We start from the raw sequence: 20,657 nt of genomic DNA, 5'->3' as shown, positions 1-20,657 counted from the left end.
TCGGGATACTTTTGGGCTGGGATATGAGAGAGGGATAATAATAAACGACCCACAGGAGGTAATCATCCTGTGGGTATCGTGTTCAATCAGAGAATAGTATCCTTGCTGTTAGGTTCCATGACATTGGAGCGAGTGATTGATTTATAGACTACCAAGCGTATGCGCGTGGTGCTTCTCCGCCGGGTCCCGGGAAGATCTCGTCGATCCGTTTCAGTGTCGACTCGTCCAATTCAAGCTCAACTGCACGCAGGGAGCTCTCGAATTGCTCGGCTGTCCGTACGCCGATGATTGGTGCGGTTACGGCCGGATTTGCAAGCAGCCATGCCAGGGAAACGACATCCTCGCGTTCGCCAAGCTCGTCGCAAAGCGCGCCGTATGCTTCAAGCTGAGCCGCATGCTGCTCGATGCGCTTGAGGTCACCGCTGCGTTTGCCCGCGCCGCCGCGGCGAACGTTACCAGCGAGCAGGCCGCCATCAAGCGGGCTCCATGGAATGACGCCGATGCCGAGTCCTTGGGCAGCCGGCAGTACTTCCAGCTCCGGTAAGCGGCAAAGCAGGTTATATTTATGTTGCTCCGACACTAGTCCGAGTATTCCGCGAGCTTTCGCTTCGCCTTGGGCTACGGCAAGATCCCAGCCGGCGAAGTTGCTTGCACCGACATATCCGATTTGACCCTGTGTTTGTGCCGCTTGGAATGCAGGCCATAGCTCGTCCCAGCTCACGTTGCGGTCAACGTGATGCATTTGGTACAGCTCGATATGATCCGTTTGCAAGCGCTGAAGCGATGCTTCCAGGTGACGGCGAAGCTTATAAGCAGACAAGCCGCCATCGCGGTTTGGTCCATCGTTCTTGTTACTCATGTCGCCGTAAAATTTCGTAGCCAGCACGGTACGCTCGCGGCGTCCGCCGCCTTGCGCGAACCAGCGGCCGATAATTTCCTCCGTGCGGCCGGCGTTCTCGCCCCAACCGTAAATGTTCGCCGTGTCAAAGAAGTTGATGCCCGCATCCAGCGCCGCATCCATAATCCGAAACGCTTCCTGCTCGTCCGTATCGACTCCGAAATTCATCGTTCCCAAACACAAGCGGCTAACCTTCAAACCAGAACGTCCCAAATAGGTATACTTCATCTTGATTTCACAGCTCCTCTTCCATGTATGAATGAGATAAGGAAATAAGTCCCTTTCCTATTATAAAGAAATTGAAGGGGAAAGAAAAATGAAGTTGCTGTTTAGTTTGGACAGCGCCTACGCGCCTACCGGCAATCGCAGCGCATGTGGGGCTAGCAGAGAACTACGCTATCCCTGGATGAGCTAGCTGTCTATAGAGTTGCTGCGGTGGTTATCTCCTACTCCGAGCTTCGACCAATGTAGATCCCCAGGTGAGCTTCTTTCTCCCATTCCCCCCACATTTCCGCCAATGTAGATCCCTGGATGAGCTAGTTGTCTGTCGAGTTGCTGCGGCGGTTGTCTCCTACTCCGAGCTTCGACTAATGTAGATCCCCAGGTGAGCTTCTTTCTCCCATTTCCCCCCACATTTCCGCCAATGTAGATCCCTGGATGAGCTACTTTCTCCCGTTTCTCCACATTCCCGCCAATGTTGATCCCTGGATGAGCTACTTTCTCCCGTTCTTCCGCATTCCCGTCAATGTAGATCCCGGGATGAGCTAGTTGTCTATCTAGTAACTGTGGCGATTGTGTCTGCTACTCCGAGCTTCGACTAATGTAGATCCACAGGTGAGCTTCTTTCTCTCATTCCCCCCCACATTTCAACCAATGTAGATCCCTAGGTGAGCTTCTCGTTGAGATTTGACCTGATTCTGGCGCAGGAGTGGTTCCAAGGGCAACACTTTTGCTCGAATCCGGTGATTACGGTGAATGTATTGCTCCCAGAGCTACACATTCACATGAATTTCGCGATTTTGGCATATGTATTGCCCCCAGAGCAACACATGCGCACGAATCCGAACTACTTGACTTTTCAGAGAGGTAGCAGCTACCTCTCTTGTGGCAAAAACCACAAAAATGGGCTCAAGAGAGGTAACCGATACCTCTCTTGAGCCCATTCAGGAGAAAATATGCATAGGTAAGGTAACCAGTACCCTTCATATGTATGAAGAACGAATAAAGACGGCGATAACCATCCTCGCCGCCTTCCCAGAAACTATAGTAAGCGGTGAGCTTACTCACCGCCACGCATCCCTTGAACCGAGGCGCGGATAGCGCCGTAAAAGTCGCGCCAGTGAGGCGCGGCCTCTGCTGGCCCGATCGCGTTTTCCTGCTTGCCCTGGTCGCCGGCCGACTGCTCCGCAATTTCAGTGATTTTGCCGCTTAAATGGAGGCGGCTTGATCGCTGCAACATATCAACCGCAGTCGAAGCAGCCCTCATAGCCCCGCCGCCCGCACCGACTCCACTCACATACACCGTATCGTCAGTTGCCTTCACCTCGGATTCACTCACATGCACCGTATCATAAGCTACCTCAACCTCGGTTTCACCCACATGCACCGTATCGTCAGCTGCTTTCACTTCGGTTTCACCCACACGCACCGTATCTGCAGCTGCATCCAACTCGGCACCAATCTCTCGTGCCGCGGCATCTGCCGCCGAAGCTAATTCAAGATCCTTGACCACTGCTTCATCCTCATGCACTTGATTACCCGTCCATTGTTCCATCGAAAGCGTTTCACCTCACTCACTATCGCATAGCTCCATCGGTTGCTTTATACCTCACTCACGACGGCGCTTTGCTTCATAGTTGCTCACTGTTGCGCATAGCTCCATCGGTTGTTCTGTACCTCTCTCACGAACGCGCTATGCTTCATGGTTGCTCACTGTTGCGCTTAGCTCCATCGGTTGCTCACTCACTATCGTTTCGCTTACCCCTTGAGCCGATGCTTGCGAAGCGAAAACAGCTCGCGCAGTTCGTCAGTCGACATCTCGGTAATCCAGTTCTCCGATTGGCTCACGACTTGATCGTTAAGCATCTGCTTCCGCGTAATCATGTCGTCGATCCGCTCTTCCAGTGTGCCCAGTGTCACGTATTTGTGCACCTGCACATTTCGTTTCTGACCAATTCGGAACGCGCGGTCTGTCGCTTGATTCTCGACCGCGGGATTCCACCATCTGTCGAAATGAATAACATGGTTGGCCGCCGTCAAGTTAAGCCCGGTGCCGCCGGCTTTCAGCGACAGGACGAACGCGCAGCCGGGCTCCGCTTCGTTCTGGAAGCGCTCGATCATCTGATCCCGCTCCGCCTTCGGCACTGCCCCGTACAGATACGGCGTCGGAATGCCCAGCCGCTCTTCAATGAGCCGCTTGAGCGTAGCGCCCATCTCCACATACTGCGTGAAAATCAAACAGCGCTCGCCTTCCGCCGCAATCTCCTCCACCATCTCAAGCACGCGAAGCACCTTGTTGGAGCGCTCGATATCCCATGCTGAAGGGAATAGCACCCGATCTTCCTTCAATAATAAGCTCGGATGATCGCAAACCTGCTTCAAGCGAGTCAGCGCGGAGAGGATGATCCCCCGCCGCTGCAGCGCACCGACCGCCTCCAGCTGATTCATCAGTTCAGACACAATATTCTCGTACAGCGCGCCTTGCTCCACCGTCAGCGACAAATACGTGCGCATTTCGTTCTTCTCCGGCAGCGCGAGCGCAATGGCAGGATCTTTCTTAAGCCGGCGCAGCATGAAGGGTTTGACCCACCGCTGCAGCTCTGCAATAAGCGCCTCATCGCGTTCCTTCTCAATCGGAAGCACGACCGCTTTACGGAATTCCGTCAACGTCCCCAGATAGCCCGGATTCGTAAAATCATACAGCGACCAAAGCTCCGTTAACCGATTCTCCATCGGCGTACCCGTCAATGCGACCCGGTGATGCGCGGAGAATCCGCGTATCGCGGACGATTGCTTCGTATAATAGTTCTTAATATTCTGCGCTTCGTCGAGACAAAGGACATCCCACGAAACAGCGCCAAGCTCTTCCTCATCGATCGGAGCCAGTGTATATGAGGTGATGACAAGGTCCACCTCTGCCGCTTCCGCCGCGAATTCCTCGCCGCGCATACGTTTCGGTCCATAATGAACCATCACGCGCAGCTCGGGGGCGAATCGCTCCAGCTCCTTCTCCCAGTTGCCGATAACCGACGTCGGGCAGATGAGCAGCGATGGCCCGAAGCTCCCTTGCTCCAGCACATGCTGCAAATACGCGGTAAACTGAATCGTTTTGCCAAGACCCATATCATCGGCTAAACAGCCGCCAAGTCCGAACTTGCGCAGAAACGCGAGCCATGATACCCCTTGCAGTTGATAATGGCGAAGCTCGCCTTGAAAAGCATCCGGCGTATCAACAAGCGGCAAGTCCGCCGACTCATTGAGCTGCCCGATCCAAGTAGCCAAGTGCTCATTCAGCTCGATTTCGGCCGTCAGCGCTTCTTGAAGCTCATCCTCCGGTTCAAGCTCAGCCCCGCCGCGCAGATGCATCTCCATCACATCGCGCATCGTTAAGCCGCGCTTACCGCCATTCTTCTTCAACCACTTGCGGAGCCGTTCCATATCGCCCGGATCCAGATGCACCCATTCGCCGCCAACTTGCATCAGCCTGCGGTTCTCGGAAGCCAATTTCATAAATTCCGCTTCCGTCATATCGACGTTGCCAACGGCAAGCTTCCAGTCAAAATCCACGATTTGCTGAAGGCCGAACATCGACTGCTCGGCTGAGCCGACCGACGATTTCACTTTGGCTTTCAGCTTCATCCGGCGGTTACGCGCCGCTTCCCACCAAGATGGCAGCAGCACGGAACAACCGGCGGCAAGCAGCTTCACGCTCTCCTGCTCCAGAAACGCGTATGCCTGCGCATCGTTCAGCTCAATCCGGATGTGACCGGCATCAGCATCGCCACCACCCGCCCCGTCGTCAGATCGCGTCCACTCTGGCAGCGCCGCAGCCCATTTCATCTCTTCCTTGCGCATGCGCTCGGCAAAGTGCTCCCGCCACGCTTCCGGAGCATCCGGCGGCAGCATAAACCGCTCTTCGCCATGCGCCTCACCCGCTTCATTAAGCGCAAGCGTCATCCAGCGGCCGCCATCTTCGCGGTCACGAACTGCCGGACGCAGCCGCCAGCCATGTCCGTCACTTGGTTCAAGCAGCTGCAAAGCGGTACGGAACGGCGCATTATCCTGTTTCATGCCGATGGAGACGAGCCAATCGTCCTCATCGGCCGCTTTCATCATGAGCGCTCCTTCACCGGCCTGCGATGCGGCGTTTCGCCAAGCCGCGCCTACGGAATCATCGGAAGCGATCAGCTCTTCCACGATACCGGTCAACCACCCTTGCAGCGCACCGATATCTCCCTGCTCCTCGAGCTGTGCCGCAAGCTGCTTCCATTCCATGCGCTTGCTCTCCTCATCGCGTGGCACATCGAGGCGCCAAGCTCTCGCCTCGGCCCGCCAGCGCGACCAATCCGGCGAGAACCAGCCGTGGAGCAGCGCCTCGCGCATCATCTGTGCCAGCTTGGCCAGGATGTGCAGCCTATCCGTCCATTCCACCTGCAGCAGCCTAACCGGCTTCGGGGAGGACAAATAATCCATCGCAATCGCCGGCGACAACGGCAGCTCCGTACGTTTGAGCCGCTCGTCCGTACGTTCTTCGATCTCTGCACCGAACCAAGATGCCTCGTGCCAAGCGAAGAGAAGGCGGCGCAGACGAAGCGTTATTCCAGCGACATGCCCAGCTGCAAGCACCAGGCCCTCGCCCTCTTTCCAAAATCCGTCAACGACGACCGTTTCAGTACCTGTGTACCCTCTCATGTGATGATTTTACCCCTCCAAAGCTCTTCCTGCAGCGCGCGCAGGCGCCCATGCTTTCGTACGATACCATCCACATAACGGATCCATTTATCGCCGTGCTCTTCCGCTTTATACAGCTTCTCCAGCTTCTTCATCAGCTTAACGGCTTGCTTATAGCCTTGCCGATTGCGCGAACGAATCGCGCCGTCAATGGCTTGATGATACAACGGGTACAGCACGCGCGGCGAGGCTTTGCTGATCTCCCGAACCAATTGAATATCCATCTCGTCAGGCTCGATGCCGAATAGAAGCTGCAAATCCGCCCATTTCTCGTAATGCTTGCGATCCAGCCAATGCTCGGTCAAAGCCGAATACGAATACGGCAGGAACGACACCAAATACTGCTGCCAGCTCGGGTTATCCGGCTGCTGAAGATCGGCTAAACGACACATGGACAAGAACGGTCCAAACGCCTTGGACTTGCGCTCAATCGATAAACCGCCATACAAATACCGAATCCACTTCTCCAGCTTCGCCCAATCCCGCTCCTCCAGCCGCTGCAGCGCACAATCGCAAGCAAGCAGCGCCGTCCGGTTAAATTGCGTTCTCGCAAGCAGCTCCATGGCATAATCGTCGTTTTCTTCCGCATAAGCCAGATAAGCGAGAGCCATCGGCGCGAAGAAGCTCGCATGTCCAGCGCCTTTCTCCTCTGCAAGCTTATGCTCCAGCCATTCTTTCTCCTTGCCGGTCCAAGCGGAATCATGCACAAGCTGCCCCCAGATCGAGAAATAAAGCGCCTCCCATCTGTGAAGCTGCTGCTCGCGATCCATTTCGCGTTCGTGAAACAGCTCAAGCAATTGCTCGACCCCGACACGTTCAAGCTCTGTCATGGTATCCGGCTTTAACTCCCCTGCGAGCTCATGGTAATGATTAATCCAAGGCTCCGTCATCCGCGCGAAAGCCATCTCATAATAGTAGCGGCTGTAGCTGTCGGTATGAGAATAAGCCCGTTCGGATTGCTCTACGACAAAAATAATGCCGTGCATCCAATGGAGTCTTCTCAGCCCTTCGTCCCAATTCTTCGATACCGCCTTAATCGCCTGCAGCACAGGCTGCAGCGGGTGCAGAGAATGTCTGCATTGCCGCCATACTTCGCCGTGCTTGGCTTCCATATCCTGCTGCCATAAACGCGGATCTCCTTCGAGACCGGTCTTAGCCGCAGCAACGACTGCCGCCGCCGTACCAACGGATGCCCGACCTTCCGAAAACATCGGATCGCGGCCGTATAACAAGCGGTTGTGCACCTCATCCGCACTTCTTCCCGCATATTCATAATAAGCATAGAAAACAGCAGCCATATGCTTGCAATACCCTTTTACCGGACATGTACATGTGCTAAAGCCAAACTCATCGCAGTCGAGCGTAACGGCAAAAATTGCAGCATCCCTGACGGTTCCATATACAGAGGTACCTTCCATCACTTGAACGGAAAGCACCTTCTCCCGGCGGTAATAATCAAAGCCAAGCTGCATCACCTCAAGGGGGATGCTGCTTGCGACAGCTGTTTCCAAAGCCTGCAGCCGCTGTTCATCCAGTTGAAAAAACGTGCTCACGATGCGTCCCCCGTTCCTCAATAACCATTCCAACCATTATACCACATTCGCAAACGATTTCGCTTCGAACCGGGACAGACCGGAAGAGATAATAATAAAAGCCCCTTGTCCGGACCGGCAAGTCCGAGCAAGAGGCTTTGTATAATATTCAAAAGCATCCGATCTTAATAAGGCACTTTCACGATAAAAGTCACCGTATTCGGTTCATGAATGGCTAGGTTAATGCCACCTTTGTACTTCTCCACGATGGACTTCACGATGTGTAATCCAAGTCCGGAATGGCTGCCCTTCTTGGACGTGTAACCCGCTTGGAATAACGGTTTATGCTCAAGCTCGGCTGCTCGCAGACAGGTATTGCTTACAGCAAACTCATAATAACCGGTCTTCTGACAAGCCGCGATGTGGACCGAACGTTGATCCTCCGCATAATTGAGCACCTCATCGAACGCGTTATCGATAAGATTGCCCAGCAGCCTTGTCATATCCAGTGACTTCATCCCAAGCTCCAGCTTATTGATGTCATTGAAATCCGCTTTGAATGCCACCTTGAGCACCTCAGCCTGCAAGCCTTTCGCACGAATCAGCGCAGCGATCGCCGGATTGCCGATATCGATAATATCGTTTAATTCCCGAATCTCGCCGGTCAATTCTGCCGCGTAAGACTTCAATTCGTCCGTCTTGCCAAGCTCAGCAAGCGCATGAATGGTCTGTACATGGTTGGCAAAATCATGCCGCTGGGAGCGGATCGACTGGAACAGTCCGTTAATTTCATCCAAATACGTTTCTTGCGCTTTGCGAACCAATTTGTCCTGCGACTTCCGATAAGCTGTGACGAACAGGTAAACCAAGATCAAGCTAATTCCCGTTACAACGCCGATAATAATCGCAATATTAACAAATTGCTTGTCCAATGTTTGCTGAATGGTCGCGTAATCCGATACAAGCGAGATGACGTAACGGTTTAACGGTTCGCCATTCTCATCCAGCATGCTGGCTACTTTATTCGTAATATCGACCGGTATAAACAGCTTAATCACATGCTTGCCGTTGATGACATCATTCTGATAGACCTTGATGTTCTTCTCATTCGCCAGCTTGACGTTTGCCAAATCATCGGGATCCTCATACTTATAAGTTCCATTAATGATCGGATTTTGCGTCATATGCTGAAGAACCTCGCCATTATCGGTAATGGTCGTTCTTTCACCCTCACCAAAGGTTTCCGGGTTAATGATCGTAATTTCGCTTAGCGATTTATTCTCTTTGAGCGTTTGCGAGATCAGTTTATCGACACCTGTTGCATCATCATAAGCATGCTGCCTGCTGTCATAGCTGATGTAAGGATCGATCATATAGTTGGTTGTTCCGTCGTAATAGTAACCCCATTTCTGAATGGAGCTCGTATCCGTCGTGGCAAACTCAAACGGCCCCGTCCAGAAATTCGTCAAGTGCTGGCCCCAGTCAATCGTAACCTTGTGTTCGTCGAACAGTTGGTTAAACGCCTGATACCAAGGTTTCCATGTATTCGTCTTATAGCCGAGTTGTTTCGGGCTGGACGATTTATATAAGATGATATTGTCTTTGGTTCGTTTGAGCAGCGTAATGCCAACCATATCAAGCTTCTTGGACAGCTCTGCCAACTGCGAGTTGGATACTTTCTCGACATCCGGACTAAGCGCGAATTGAGTCGCAATCGAGACAGCACGAAGCTCGCGTCCGATTTGCTCTTGGTATTTCTCTGCGCCGCCACGGGATAGCTCAATGGAGATTTCAATCTGTTTTGCAACCGATTCCATTTCATGCTCGAGGCTGTCTTCCAGTGAATCCTTGGTTGTAAAATAGTAGATTGTATTATTGACGCCAAGTAATAACGCGATCAACAAGATGGCAAGAAGCCACGCATTACGCCGCATTTCGACAGACTCTCCGATCAATTTCGATATTTCTCTCAATTATGTACGATTTCATAGAGAGTGACAATGAAAGAATTGAACATTAATGGGTGTAACGCACTAATTTTGGAGGTTTTTGACGCAAAAAAGCGGCTCAGCACCTATTACGCAATGCCGAAACCGCTTCTTTTCTAGGATGAAAGTCTTTTGAAAAAGGCCAGAAGCGCCCATTTGCGCTCTTGGCGTTTCTTATAACGAGGCAATGCTCGGTACAGTGTCCCGCATTCCACCAGCGTTTGCTTCGCATCCTCCGCTCTACCCAGCTGAGCATAAAGCATAGCAAGCTTATAGTAGGCTTCGATGGAAGAAGAATGAATGGCGCGGAAGGATTGCAAATGCGCGATTGCCTTCTCTGGATTTGTTTTGGCATAAATTCCGGCTAACCGCAAATAAGGAGTTCCGTATTTGACTCTCGGATTGATCGAAAGTGCATTCCCGATTGCGGCTTCCGCCGCATCCGTTTCGCCGAGCTGACTGAGGCATGCGCCCAGATCATCCCAGAATTCCGCGGAATGCTCCAGAGCGTCCTGCAGCGGCATGAGCCATTCCTTCGCTTCTTTATATCGCTTGCGTTCGATCAGCAGTCGCGCGAGCTCGTGTTTGGCCGGAATATCGTTTGGATTCATGAGGATTTGCTGGCGCAGTCGTCTGATGGTACCGAATCTGCGCAGCGGCTTCACGAAACTCGGCGTGAGTCCGATAAATCTGCGGTCCAGTACATAAAGCAGAGCCAGAAGGACAAGAACAGCAAGAAACGGACTGCCCGTCAGCCACCATAATAAGCCGAAAAGTAGGATTTTAACCATAATGCCTCCTGCTACCTATAATAAGGATAATTGCTGTCATCATTGTACACGATTGGCGTGGCTCTCAGATAGTGGGAATTCTTTTTCCTCTTGCAGAGCAACTCCGGGGAGCCGTACACTATGAAGTAGAAAAGGACAGCGAAGAGGATGAGACGACTATGATGATGGAGCAATTGCGAGAAACGCTGCCGCTATGGGTACAGGCAAGTCGGCTGCATGCAAGCGAAGGACAAGTGGCTTCCTATATTCCGGAGCTTGCCAAGGCACCTGCGGATGCGCTCGGTATTACGATTATGGGTGCCGACGCGGAGACCTTTAGCGCCGGAGAGACTGATTTTCCTTTTACGATGCAGAGTATTTCGAAGGTGTTCACCCTTCTCCTGGCTCTGATGGACAACGGAGAGGACGACGTGTTTGCCAAGGTTGGCATGGAGCCGACCGGCGACGACTTCAACTCGATGCTCAAGCTTGAGCTTGTTGAACCGGGCAAGCCGTTTAATCCGCTTATTAATGCCGGGGCAATCGCCATCAGTTCATTGATTCATGGCGATACGCCGGCAGCGAAGACAGAGCGCATTCTGTCCTTCTTTAATGAAGCGGCAGGCGGTGCGACATTGTCCGTTAACGAAGATGTCTTCCGTTCCGAATCCGCAACCGCACATCGGAATCGTTCGCTCGCATATTTCCTCAAGGATAACGAAGTGCTTGGCGAAGAAATTGACGTCGAAGATGTGCTCCGCGTCTACTTCCGGCATTGCTCCATCGAGGTTAGCTGCAATCAGCTTGCACGAATGGCGCTGCTGCTCGCATTCGACGGCTTCGACCCGCTGGTCGGCCGACAGCTCGTGCCGAAACGGTATGTTCAAATCGCCAAAACATTCATGATCATGTGCGGCATGTACAACGCATCCGGCGAATTCGCGATTAAAGTCGGCATCCCTGCGAAGAGCGGCGTGTCCGGCGGCATACTCGCTTTAGTTCCCGGCCGGTATGGCATCGGTGTCATCGGACCGGCGCTCGGCACCAAAGGAAACAGCACGGCCGGTGTCCATTTGCTGGAGACGATGTCGACGGCGCTTGATTGGCGAATTTTCTGATCCAATGGAATGAAAGAAGAGGCTGAACGCGGTGGGTTTCCCCACCGGTTCAGCCTCTTTCTATTTGTTGCCTATGTGATGTTACTTAACCAACGTGCATCATCATTTCAGGTTGTTTGCCGCCTTCTTCACCGGCAATCGGTGCCGGTTTGCGAAGCATCAAGCCCAGGATAGCGCCGAAGACTGCAATGAACGTCAAGATGAGGAACGTATCGCCGAAGGAGAGCGAATAAGCTTCAAGCTCACTCTTCGCTGTCGGCCCGTAGAACACCATGCGTTTCGCAAGAATCGTTGCCAAGCCTGCTACAGCGAACGAGGTCATGACTTGCTGCGCTGCATTCGTCAGGGAAGTTACGCGGCTGACGAGATCACGCGGCGCCGATTGCATCAGATGCGTGTTCAGCGGCATCATCGACATCCCCATACCTGCTCCGAGCAAGGCCAGCGGCCCCATAATCATCATTTTGCCTGAAGACGCATCAACATGAGAGAGAATATAAGCAGCGATCGTTACGATCAGCATGCCTACGAATACAAGCGGTCTCGCGCCGATCTTATCGTAGAGCATACCGCCGATTGGCATGAACAAACCTGCGGCGATGGCTTGCGGAAGCATAATAAGTCCTGTATCGAATGCAGTGTAATGCTGCGCTTGCTGCAAGAATAACGGAACTAGGAACATCGTGCCAAACAAGGCGATTTGGGAAATCCATTGCACGACAATCCCTTTCGTGAAGTCCATCGAACGGAAGACACGAAGCTCAAGAAGCGGATCTTTACGACGAAGTTCAACGATCACGAACAAGATAAGTGCTACTGCCCCAACAACAATACCGATAATCGTCTTCGATGCCGTCCAGCTTGTTGCGCCTTCACTAACACCGTACGAAAGACCGGCGAATGCGATTGGCGCCAATAGGAAGCCAAGCTTATCCAGTGCAGCTACAGCTTGACGCTCGATGCGCGGCAAGGAGCGAATACCCAGGTAGACGCCAAATGCACCGATTGGAATGTTGATCAGGAACAACCATTTCCAGCTGACATAGTCAACCAGGTAACCTGCAAGTACAGGTCCAAGCGCCGGAGCAAGAAGGATCGGAATCCCCATCATGCCCATTACCGCGCCAACCTTCTCCGGAGGGCTAAGGCGATAAATGAAAGCCATCGCGACCGGAAGCACCATACCTCCGCCGACGCCTTGAACGATACGGAAAATAATCAAGGTTTCAACGGATGTTGCCAATGCGCAAAGCAGTGATCCTACCGTAAACAGAAAGACGGAAACGAGAAATACCTGCTTCGCTCCGAAACGGTCAGACAACCAACCGGCAAGCGGTATTACCGCTGCTTGTGCCAGTGCATACCCTGTAACTGTCCAGGATACAACCTGGTACGTCGTGTTAAACTCTTGAAGCAAACCCGGAAGCGCCACGTTAACGGCTGTTCCGTCCAGCACGACCATGAAAATACCGATAATAATTGCTGCCAGCGGTCCTAATATTTTCCGAATGGAAAACGGCTCTTCGCTCCTTGCAGCAGATGTTGCTTGTGCAGACATCGTACTCTCCAGCTCCCTTTACCCGCCCTATGCCCCTTCTGATCCTTGCACTTGCATTGACCCTTCCCATGGAGAGGAGTACAATAAAGGCATTGAACCTGCATCGGAACATCTCGGTTTTTTATAAATGGACAATTGTCCGCTTTAAATACAGCTTACCTAACGCTACGCGCATTGTCAATGTAAGACAATGTGAACTTTTTTCAATTTCAGGAGGTTCATGGCATATGCAGCAACGGAGCGAACGCAAGGACGCCGCCAGACACCGCGAGCTCATACTCGATACAGCCTCCCAGCTGTTTCATGAACATGGTGTGGAAAGCGTCAGCATGCATCAGATTGCCAAGTGCGCAGGCGTCGGGCAAGGCACATTGTACAGACGATATTCTTCTAAGGCCGAGCTTTGCATGGAGCTTCTCACGGATCGCTTCGAGCGATTTGCAGCCAATATTTCCGCTTATCTTGCACTGGAGGCGCAACTTCCTGTACGGGAGCGAATGGAAACATTCCTGTCGCGCTGGATTGATTTTATCGCAACGGAAATGCAATGGTTTAATGCCATTCAACCGGATGCATGGTGTTCCGACGATCGGGAGAACATGCTCAACTCACCGCCTTTTCAATTCGTGACGGGCGTTCTCAAGAATTTACTTGATGAAGCTGTTGCGGCAGGCTTGGCACCGAGCGTGGATACCGAATTCGCAGCCTTCCATATTACGATTTCCATGAGTCCGATTGCGTTCCTCTTCTTTACCGACGATCGCGGACAAACAACGGAACAGATGAAGGCGAAGTATATTTCTTATTACAGTAGCCTATTTCTCGGGCGATAATGCAGGCGCCAAAAAGGACGCCGATGAGCCATTCCCTTGTAGGTAAAGGGTTTGCTCGCCGGCGTCCTTTATTTGGTTGACTGGTTCCCAGCTAAAGCTGGCCTAATATCGGCTTGTTGGGCAAATAATGCTGGGACTTGATGTAGCGAATGGTGCGTGTTTTCACTCGCATCACGATGGAATGGGTTTCGGCGCGCTGATCCGGCAGCATGGAGACGCCGCCGAGAAACTCACCGGGCGTAACGCCCGTTGCTGCGAAAATAACATCGTCATTGCCGATCATATCTTCCATCCGCAGCAGCTTGCGCGGGTCGGAGAGTCCCATCGCTCTGCACCGCTGCTCTTGCTCCTCGTTCAGAGGCATGAGCCGGCCTTGAATTTCGCCGCCGAGACATTTCAGCGCGGCTGCAGCAAGCACGCCTTCCGGGGCGCCTCCGGAGCCGACATAGAGGTCAATGCCGGCTTCAGGGAAAGCCGGGGCAATCGCTCCCGCAACGTCGCCGTCGGACAGAAATTTGATGCGTACGCCGACTTCTCGCAGCGAGCGAATCAGCTCCGCATGGCGCTCGCGATCCAGGATCATAACGGTTAGATCCGATACTTGTTTGTGAAGGGCAAGCGCCGCTTTCTCCACCGTCGTGCGGATCGGATCCTCCAGCCTCAGCTTTCCGGCTAACGCCGGTCCAACGGCAAGCTTTTCCATGTACATATCCGGTGCGTGCAGCAGCCGACCTTTCGGCGCGACCGCGATGACGGCCATGGCATTGTTGAGTCCTCTCGCGACAAGCTCCGTTCCTTCCAGCGGATCGACCGCCACATCTACCTCCGGTCCTTGGAGGCTGCCGACGACTTCGCCAATGTAGAGCATTGGAGCCTCGTCCATTTCGCCTTCTCCGATGACAACCGTCCCTCGAATCGAGACGGAATCCAGCATGCCCCGCATCGCATTCGTCGCTGCTTCATCGGCGCGGTGCTTATCTCCTCTGCCCATCCAAGGAGCTGCAGCAAGGGCTGCCAGCTCCGTTACCCGTACAATTTCAAGTGCCAGTTCCCGCTCCATCGTACATCTGCCTCCTCAGTTTGCTTGCTGCAGCCAACCAATAATGATGCCCGCTGTTTCTTCAATCGCTTTCTCCGTAACGTCGATGACCGGACAATTTAACGATTTCATGATGGAATGCGCGTAGACGAGCTCAGCATCTATGCGCTCTGCGGATGCGTATTTCGCGGAGAAAGGAAGTCCCATTGCTTTAAGCCGTTCGGTTCTTATTCCTGAAAGCTTCTTCGGCTGCATCGTTAACCCGACGATAAGTCGTTTGCCTTGATAGAGCTCCTGCGGTACTTTCACTTCCGGCACGAGCGGCAAATTCGCGACTCGAATGCCTTTATGGGCGAGATAGATGCTAAGCGGCGTTTTTGAAGTGCGGGATACGCCGATGATGACGACTTCCGCCAGCAGCAGCCCTTTCGTATCCTTGCCGTCGTCATATTTGACAGCGAATTCAATCGCTTCAATGCGGCGGTAATAATCATCATCGAGCGTGTGAAGCAGGCCCGGTTGACGTTTCGGCGAATCATTGAACGTATCAATAAAAGCTTGCATCATCGGTCCCAGTACATCAATGGCGCGCACGCCTTTCAGCAGCGCTTCCTCTCTCATCGTTTCGCGGAGCTCCGGCTGCACCAGCGTATAGGCGATGAAACCGCCGGCCCCGGCTGCTTCTCCGACAATGTGGACAATTTCGTCCTCCGACTTGATGTGGCCGCATCGAATCAATTTCACATCTTCAAAAGCGAACTGCCGCATCGCCGCCTTCACGACCGCTTCCGCCGTTTCCCCAACCGCATCCGAGCATATATAGATCGGCTGCACACGTTTCCCCGAGCTTCCCACGTCCTGCCTCCTTATCCCTGCCTGTCCGATTCCAGCTCCATCATCCAGCGGAGGATATTCGTTTTGCTAACCCACCCTACGACCTCATAACGATTCGCAGGCTGTTCTTCACCTGAAACGACCGGTAAACCGTCCAGCTCCTGTACGAGCATCTTCTTAACCGCGTCCATCAACGGTTGATCGGCTTGCACCGCAGCGATCGCCGGCAGACGAGACATCGCCATACTTACCGGAATCGAAGCGGCATTGCTGCTGCCCAGCGTGATTTTGAGCAAATCCTTCGGTGTCACGACGCCTACAAAATGCCGATTCTCATCCACGACGGTGAGTACCTCGGCATTGCCCATGAATAAAGTAATGACAGCATCATGGACGGACGCGGTCTCCGCCACGCTGATCGGCAATCCCTGTACATGCTTCACGCACGCATCTTCCCATCGTTTGAGCACTTGCTCTCTTCCCTGCGCCGCCGTCCCCGGAAAATACCCCACTCTCGGCTTAGCCTCCAGGAGCCGCAGCATCACAAGCAGCGATAAATCCGCGCGCAGCGTAGGCTTCCCCGTCCCCAGCATCTCCGCCAGCTGATCGCCCGTAATCGGCGCATGCAGCTTGACGAGCTTTAAAATTTCGACTTGCCTTGCCGTTAACGTGATGCCAACCACCTCATTCATGCGTCCTTATTTGATAATTAATGTATCATATTGGTTTATTAGTACACAATATATATTTGGCTATTTATGGTTGGTGTGACGATAAGCGCCTGCCTCCAATGTATTGCAAACACCGCCATAGACGTCAAAAAACCTTCTCGCAAACGTTTCCGAATAAATTCGGAAGCATTGCCAGAAGGCTGAGCAAGGTATGCGGTGATTTTCGTCAAATCTTTAATTCCCCAAGCTTTATAAGCTCGACAACCGCTTGTGAACGACCTTTAACGTTCAACTTCTGCATGACGTTGGAGATGTGGTTTCGAACAGTTTTCTCGCTGATGAACAGTTGCTGTGCGATATCCCTTGTGGTTTTATCCTGCACAAGCAGCTCGAAAACCTCGCGTTCACGATGAGTTAATAAGAACTTGCTCTTCTGGTCGCTACCCATTGATGTTTGTCACCCCTCCTTGCTCGGGTTTTTATGGTTTAACAAGGTTAAGGGATACAGTCAAAGTATAATATGATCAGGCGCCTGTAGTGGTGCGGTATATTGAAAAAATGGGCGGGTATTTGTCGCTCCATGACGGATGCCTATAATTCCGAAGAAAATGTGGTTAAATGCCCTGCTTAGCAGGAGGTATGTGCTTTGCTGAGAGCTACGTTTCCTTACTCTGAGCAGCTATTTTTTGTGATTTCGCCGGTGAGAGTTCCATTTTGGAACGCTCAGCGAATGAGCGAAGGTTAGTGGGAGCGGGCGGTTCCTGAGAGTTCCGTTTCCGAACTTTCAGTCGCTTATTTGTGTGATTTCGTCGGTGAGAGTTCCATTTTGGAACGCTCAGCGAATGAGCGAAGGTTAGTGGGGAGCGGGCGGTTCCTGAAAGTTCCGTTTCCGAACTTTCAGTCGCTTATTTGTGTGATTTCGTCGGTGAGAGTTCCATTTTGGAACGCTCAGCGAATGAGCGAAGGTTAGTGGGGGCGGGCGGTTCCTGAAAGTTCCGTTTCCGAACTTTCAGTCGCTTATTTGTGTGATTTCGTCGGTGAGAGTTCCATTTTGGAACGCTCAGCGAATGAGCGAAGGTTAGTTAGGGACTGAGAGACGGATTTCCCGACTCTCAGCTCCTTATGAAGCGTTTTCGGTGGTGAAAGACGGGTTTTCCGACTCTCAGCTTCTTTATGCAGCGTTATCAGTGGCGAGAGACGTATTTTCCGACTCTCAGTGACTGCGTAGGGGCTAATTAGGTTAGTTTGGGAGCTGAGAAGAGGATTTTCCGACTTTCAGCTTCTCAGTGCATCGTTTTCGGTAGCGGGAATCGGATTTCCCGACTCTCACTCGCCACGCTACTACCCAAAACAAAAAAACCGCGGCCCGGCCGCGAAAACGCGACCGGGCCGCAGGCCCAATTCAAGCGCCTATCGGCGCCAATACACTTCGTGCGCGTAACGATACTGCGCCGGTGGCTTCGGCGCGCGGATCGCGAATGCGCCGTTCGGCTCATAGGCAAAAGGCGTTTCGCCTTGCGCATAGGATGCGTTACTGCGGCGTTCGATGCAGTCCTGCAGCAGATGCTGCTTGAGCGACAGGTACTCCAGCGTGTGCGGGCCGAACTCGGCTTCGATTTCGCCGGGGCGGAATTCGTAGTAAACCGTGCGGCGCAGCGGGTTGCCGTCGCCAGCAGGTGAGCCATGCAGCACCTCGATGTTGTGGAAGATTACATCGCCCGGCTGCATCGGTACCGGAATCGCATCCTCCGTTGTGAAGCCGGGCTGCTTGCAGCGTTTGTCCGCATCTTCTTTGCTCCACTTATTGCTTCCCGGGATGACCCACAAACAGGTTTGCAAGTCGGCTTCATCCAAGTAGAAATCCACGTTAAAGATCGGACGCGTATCCGTACAGCCTTCAGGCACTGCCGCATCGCGATGCCAAGGAACGATAATGCCTTCATTCGGCGCTTTCAGCACCATGGAATCCCAAGTTGCGATGAAGTTGCGGCCTTGCAGCTTCTCGACGGAGCGAAGGATAAACGGATGGCCGAGCAGCGCCTTCATCGGATCGCTTTTATCTATGACATATTCGACGCGCTTAAAGACCGATTGGCCTGATTTCACACCAACCCCATACATAAAGTCCGGGTTGTCATCTACGCCTGCAGCACCTTTCTCATAAAGCGCTTGCATTTCGGACTGCACCAGTTCCAATTCTTCGCCCACGATTACATTCCGAATGACCAGAAAACCATTATCCAAGAAAAACTGCGCCTGTTCCTCCGTTATACTGTCCTGCGCCTTTGCATCGACGAAAGGAATTTCCACATTTATCGTGCCCATCCATACTCCACTCCCTCAATGGTAATGAGTGCTTCTGAGCTAAGTATAAGGGAAATGGACGGAAGGTGTATGTAGTTGAAAGTAACAAAGTGGTTGCAGAAATCACTCGAAATTGCGATAGTAAACCTGAATAGTCAATATCAGCATCTGCATCTACTTTAACGCCAATGAGGTGACCCTGACCCGTATGATGAATGTGCCGCCGCCTAAAATTCCCTTTTACCATCACGCACTGCCCGAACACGTTGCGGGTTTGTATTTTCATCCCCCATATATCACGCTTGCCCATCTGTTTCACGCGCCGCAGCATTGGGACATCGCAAGGCGAATGCTGAACAATTATCAGTTTCAATATGTGGTCGAAGGGGCCGCCGAATATCGGATTGAGGATCAAACGTACATCACTCGTCGCGGCGACCTAATCTACCACTCCCCGTCGCAGGCCCATGAAGTCCATACCATCCCTGGGGAAAAATATATTTGCATCTCCATACTCTTCGACTTCGGAGAGACAAACTACCCGGTTGAGCGAATGCTCGGCGAGGAACGGTATTTGGGCAATTTCACAGGGCATGATATTGAGAAGAAGCTCACGCAGCTGATCACCCATTATCATCAGCCCGGCTTGGCGCATCATACGCAATGTCAGGGACTGCTGATGAGCATTTTGGCCGATTTGTCGGGGATCAAGCAGGAGCAGGAAACGAAGACGGAGGGCCAGCACAAGATTAAAACCAAAATGGTGCTCATCCGAAATTACATCGCGAACCGCTTCAGTGAGAACATTCAACACAGTGAACTGGAGGCCATGTCAGGACTCAGCCGCAATTACATCATCATTAAATTCCGTCATGCATTTGGCATAACACCGTTCGAGTATTTAACGCGCGTTCGCATTGAACGCGCCAAAGAGCTCGCCATTCAAACGAATATGTCGATTGGCGAAATCGCCAATGCCGTAGGTTATGCCGATGTGCATACGTTCGGACGGATGTTCAAGAGCAAGATGGGCACAAGCTTCAGCCAGTTCTGCTCCTCCATCGTGACTTAATTAGCATCATGAAGAACAGCCAATTCACGTCGGAGAACGTGAATTGGCTGCCCCTTAAATGCTCATAGTAACTAAGACTTAAGATCCGGATCGATGAGGGAAAACACGGTCAACCATCGCATTGAATTCAGCAATGAAACCTTGAATCGGATGGCCAAGCTTCACATCGCTCATGTAAGCGTCCATGCGATCGAAGAAATCCGGATTCGCCGAAACGTACACATTCTTCACTTGCGGCGCCATCTGTTTCACTTCATTGGCAATTCTGTCTTTCAGACCGCCGGTAACATCAGCATCCCGCGCCATACGGTTCGGAGCACTAGGAACCGTTGCCGGGTTTGTATTATACACCCGCAGCATGTTCGGACCTGTAGCAATCGCACTGATCTTCGTATCCATAGTACCCGTATTCAGGTTTGGACGCTGATACGCTCGCTGCGTACGGCTGAGTGGAGTCGGTGCAGAAGGAATATTCATCGCACGAGTGCCTGCCCCCTTCATCTCCGACTTATCCTTCAGCGATACGCCGACATAGGCGTTGTCATCCGTCAGCATCACATGAGCTTTATTCACTTCAGGCAAACGTTCGAGCCGATCCGAGATGTCCTTGCTCATTTCCAGCCTGTAGTTCTTGTGAAGACCGATAATATTATTGCTGTTTAATCGGTGTCCGTCCACACGATTCATTTCATTCATTTGATCGTTTGCAAATCTGGAATTGATGATTCGGTTGCCGTTCATGTCATAAGCGATACTGTTATTTCGGATGTTGCGGTTACCAAGTTCCCCTTGGTTATCCATACAGCCTGTCAGTATCGTCGTCAACATCGCGCCGGCTGCGAGCACTGCCAATTTTCGCTGCATTCCATCTCATCCTCCGTTTCGTATGAACCGAATTGATGCGGCCCGTTTATAGGGTTAGCCGAACGTGGATGAGCTATGCTGGCAAGTTTTTAGGGGCTGTCTGCGCCATCATCGCAATTTCAACTTCTGCTTCCGCTTGATGTTCCGACAACACGCGGACCGCCGATGGCTTGAATTCGCGCCGCCCTGTTTAGATAAAGTGTGACAATCAGTAGCGATAATTAGA

Annotated in this window: 16 protein-coding genes; 3 read left to right on the top strand and 13 right to left on the bottom strand. The window is 52.4% G+C overall.

The features are described from left to right. Nucleotides 1-148: 148 nt before the first annotated feature. The 6 genes from BM412_RS02395 to BM412_RS02365 form a co-directional block, all read right to left on the bottom strand. Nucleotides 149-1,126 carry an aldo/keto reductase gene (locus BM412_RS02395; protein ID WP_091213464.1) on the bottom strand — a complete coding sequence of 326 codons (978 nt, stop codon included), beginning with the start codon at nt 1,124-1,126 and terminating at the stop codon, nt 149-151. 1,051 nt (nt 1,127-2,177) lie between these two features. After that, nucleotides 2,178-2,672: a hypothetical protein gene (locus BM412_RS02385; protein WP_091213459.1), complete on the bottom strand. Its 495-nt coding sequence runs from the start codon at nt 2,670-2,672 to the stop codon at nt 2,178-2,180. Nucleotides 2,673-2,875: 203 nt separating this feature from the next. Then, the gene (locus BM412_RS02380; RefSeq protein ID WP_091213456.1) at nt 2,876-5,809 is read right to left on the bottom strand and encodes a DEAD/DEAH box helicase; all 2,934 of its coding nucleotides are present in this window, start codon (nt 5,807-5,809) and stop codon (nt 2,876-2,878) included. Next, complete coding sequence (locus BM412_RS02375) at nt 5,806-7,401, bottom strand: SWIM zinc finger family protein (protein ID WP_091213453.1); 1,596 nt, start codon at nt 7,399-7,401, stop codon at nt 5,806-5,808. The genes BM412_RS02380 and BM412_RS02375 overlap by 4 nt, the downstream gene beginning before the upstream one ends. A 164-nt stretch (nt 7,402-7,565) precedes the next feature. Next, nucleotides 7,566-9,314, bottom strand: coding sequence for a sensor histidine kinase (locus BM412_RS02370; protein WP_091213451.1), 1,749 nt, complete (start codon nt 9,312-9,314; stop codon nt 7,566-7,568). Between the two features lie 170 nt (nt 9,315-9,484). Beyond that, on the bottom strand, nt 9,485-10,159 hold the full coding sequence (locus BM412_RS02365) for a tetratricopeptide repeat protein (protein WP_091213448.1): 675 nt from the start codon (nt 10,157-10,159) through the stop codon (nt 9,485-9,487). Between the two features lie 158 nt (nt 10,160-10,317). Between BM412_RS02365 and glsA the strand changes: the two genes are divergently transcribed. Further along, nucleotides 10,318-11,256 carry a glutaminase A gene (glsA, locus tag BM412_RS02360; protein WP_091213446.1) on the top strand — a complete coding sequence of 313 codons (939 nt, stop codon included), beginning with the start codon at nt 10,318-10,320 and terminating at the stop codon, nt 11,254-11,256. 85 nt (nt 11,257-11,341) lie between these two features. Here the strand turns inward: glsA and BM412_RS02355 are convergent, their stop codons facing one another. Continuing rightward, nucleotides 11,342-12,814, bottom strand: coding sequence for a DHA2 family efflux MFS transporter permease subunit (locus BM412_RS02355; RefSeq protein WP_091213444.1), 1,473 nt, complete (start codon nt 12,812-12,814; stop codon nt 11,342-11,344). Nucleotides 12,815-13,041: 227 nt separating this feature from the next. On the opposite strand from BM412_RS02355, the gene BM412_RS02350 reads away from it, so the two are divergent. Next, a complete protein-coding gene (locus BM412_RS02350; RefSeq protein WP_091213442.1) occupies nt 13,042-13,647 on the top strand; it encodes a TetR/AcrR family transcriptional regulator in 606 nt (201 codons plus the stop codon). A gap of 91 nt (nt 13,648-13,738) precedes the next feature. Here the strand turns inward: BM412_RS02350 and glpX are convergent, their stop codons facing one another. The 5 genes from glpX to BM412_RS02325 form a co-directional block, all read right to left on the bottom strand. Then, a complete protein-coding gene (gene glpX / locus BM412_RS02345) occupies nt 13,739-14,707 on the bottom strand; it encodes a class II fructose-bisphosphatase (protein ID WP_090979418.1) in 969 nt (322 codons plus the stop codon). Nucleotides 14,708-14,722: 15 nt separating this feature from the next. Continuing rightward, on the bottom strand, nt 14,723-15,541 hold the full coding sequence (locus BM412_RS02340; RefSeq protein WP_091213439.1) for a pyruvate, water dikinase regulatory protein: 819 nt from the start codon (nt 15,539-15,541) through the stop codon (nt 14,723-14,725). Nucleotides 15,542-15,552: 11 nt separating this feature from the next. Then, nucleotides 15,553-16,212, bottom strand: coding sequence for a CBS domain-containing protein (locus BM412_RS02335; RefSeq protein ID WP_091213435.1), 660 nt, complete (start codon nt 16,210-16,212; stop codon nt 15,553-15,555). A gap of 205 nt (nt 16,213-16,417) precedes the next feature. Next, nucleotides 16,418-16,639 carry a helix-turn-helix domain-containing protein gene (locus tag BM412_RS02330; RefSeq protein WP_090641524.1) on the bottom strand — a complete coding sequence of 74 codons (222 nt, stop codon included), beginning with the start codon at nt 16,637-16,639 and terminating at the stop codon, nt 16,418-16,420. Between the two features lie 962 nt (nt 16,640-17,601). Continuing rightward, nucleotides 17,602-18,516 carry a phytanoyl-CoA dioxygenase family protein gene (locus BM412_RS02325; protein ID WP_091213432.1) on the bottom strand — a complete coding sequence of 305 codons (915 nt, stop codon included), beginning with the start codon at nt 18,514-18,516 and terminating at the stop codon, nt 17,602-17,604. Between the two features lie 187 nt (nt 18,517-18,703). On the opposite strand from BM412_RS02325, the gene BM412_RS02320 reads away from it, so the two are divergent. Further along, complete coding sequence (locus tag BM412_RS02320; protein WP_091213430.1) at nt 18,704-19,567, top strand: helix-turn-helix transcriptional regulator; 864 nt, start codon at nt 18,704-18,706, stop codon at nt 19,565-19,567. Nucleotides 19,568-19,645: 78 nt separating this feature from the next. On the opposite strand, the gene BM412_RS02315 is transcribed toward BM412_RS02320, so the two are convergent. After that, a complete protein-coding gene (locus tag BM412_RS02315) occupies nt 19,646-20,431 on the bottom strand; it encodes a YhcN/YlaJ family sporulation lipoprotein (RefSeq protein ID WP_091213427.1) in 786 nt (261 codons plus the stop codon). Nucleotides 20,432-20,657 lie beyond the last annotated feature (226 nt).

Origin of the sequence: Paenibacillus sp. BC26 (assembly GCF_900116125.1) — a bacterium.
Taxonomy (GTDB): domain Bacteria; phylum Bacillota; class Bacilli; order Paenibacillales; family Paenibacillaceae; genus Paenibacillus_Z; species Paenibacillus_Z lignilyticus.
This window is presented reverse-complemented; position numbering and strand designations above follow the sequence as displayed.